Annotated in this window: 1 protein-coding gene and 1 pseudogene; both read right to left on the bottom strand. The window is 77.5% G+C overall.

The window, feature by feature from the left end:
• A partial coding sequence (locus ACTIDRAF_RS31365) for a vWA domain-containing protein (RefSeq protein ID WP_016701451.1) occupies window positions 1–1,230 on the bottom strand: 1,230 nt, incomplete at its 3' end.
• Window positions 1,227–1,788: pseudogene (locus tag ACTIDRAF_RS0225340) on the bottom strand (hypothetical protein); the annotation flags it as partial. The gene ACTIDRAF_RS31365 and the pseudogene ACTIDRAF_RS0225340, both read right to left, overlap by 4 nt.

The following is a 1,788-nucleotide window of genomic DNA, read 5'->3' as shown; positions in this document are numbered from 1 at the left end:
GACCGGCACCGGCGGCCGGCGCTCGGGCCATGGCGTGTGCCCGTCGGTGAGGACGAGGACCAGGTCGGGGCGGGGTCGCAGGGCGAGCGCGGCGGCGATCCCGGCGCGCAGGTCGGTTCCCCCGCCGCCGGTCAGCTCGATGTCCGCCGCCTCGCGGACTTCCTGGACCGGGTGGGCCCGGTCGTCGCAGCAGATCGCGCGCAGCCGCCTCTCGGGTCCGGCCGCGCGGGCGAGGACACCCGTGATCTCGGAGAGGAACCCGGCGAGCACCGGGGCGGCGACGCTGCCCGAGGTGTCGATGACCAACGCGATCCCGGGTGCGGGGGCGACCATCGTCGGCAGGAGGACCCCGCCGGGGCCGGGGCGGCGGGACGGTCGGCGGTAGGAGAAGTCCACGCGGCCGGTGGTCCGCCGGACACCCCGGCGGAGAACGGCCCCGAGTCGGGTGCGCCAGTCCACGACCGGACGTCGCCGGTCCTCGGCCCACCGCCGCCAGCCGCCGGGCACCGCGGTCCGGGCCGCCGCCCGCCGTTCGATGTCGCGGGCGAGGGCGAGTTCGAGGACGTGGCGTTCGGTGTCGTCGATCCCCTCCCCCGCGCCGGTCTCCTCGTACCGGCCGTCCAGGCCCCGCACGGCGGGTCCGCAGTCGACGAGGTCCACGAGACGCCGTCCGCCACGGCGGTGAGCGGTGTCGAGGACCTCGATCAGGGACACGTACTCCTCGGCCAGCCGCCCCTCGGGGAGCCCGAGCGCCCGGGGCGAGACCACGCCCTCCGGGGTGGTGAGGCCGGCCGATTCCAGGTCGTCGTTGACCTCGGCGTCCGCCGCCTGGTTCCACCGGTGCGCGGCCTCCTCGTCGGCCCCGCCGGTTCCTCCGGTCCGCCGTCCCGCCCCCTGGTTCGGGCCGCGCGCCGCGTGGCGGCGGACGAGGTGTCCGATGTGGTGGAGCAACCACCACCCGGTCTCCTCGACGGGGGTGGTCAGCAGGGTTCCCGGATCGAGGTGGACCCGCCACCGGGTGTCGGTGGGCAATGCGCGGAACTCCGGGTCCGGCACCGGCTCGCCGGTGTCCTCGTCCGAGCGGGCTTCGAGGACCACGGGCCGCAGGGCGAACACGGCGCTGGCCAGGTAGGGGGCCTGGGCGGCTGCCCACAGCCGCGCCTCGGCGAAGCGGCGCAGGACCTCGGGCTCCCGGTCGGGGTGGGGGGTCCGCTCGGTCGCGGTCGTCACGGGAGGAGTCCCGCCGCCCGCAGGATCGGGGCGAGTTCGAGCACCGTGGTCGGTGGGGTGGCGCCCGTGGGGCGGTGCGCGGCCAGTGTTCGGGCGGAGGTGGCGGCGACGTCCGGGGTGGACCGGGCGACCCGGCCGATGACCGCCCAGGCCCGTTCCCACGAGTCGACCGTCCCGTCGGCGAGGACGTGGGCGACGAGCGCGGACAGCAGGGCGTGCCGGCGGTCGGCCCGCTCGGGCAGCGGCGCGTCGGGGTTGGCCAGCAGGGTTTCGGGGGCGGGCAGGTCGAGGGTGCGCAGCCAGGTCAGGGCCTCGTAGCCGGCTCCCTCGCCGACCGCCCCCACGAGGAGCGCGGCGATCACCGGCTCGTCGCTGGCGTTCGCCTCGCCGGCGGCCAGGGCGGTGGCGGCCATCGCCCAGCTCCGGGGGCTGGGCCAGCCGCGCCCGGCCCGCTCCGGGGAGTCCGGGACGTCGAGCAGCAGTTCCGGCCGGACCCGCAGGAACTCCCCGATCCTGGCCTTCGCGGCGGCCACCTGGGCGGGGGTGGGGGCCGTGGGT

Source organism: Actinoalloteichus spitiensis RMV-1378 (genome assembly GCF_000239155.1).
GTDB lineage: Bacteria > Actinomycetota > Actinomycetes > Mycobacteriales > Pseudonocardiaceae > Actinoalloteichus_B > Actinoalloteichus_B spitiensis.
Note: the sequence above shows the minus strand (reverse complement) of the source record. Positions and strands in the feature narration are given on the sequence as shown.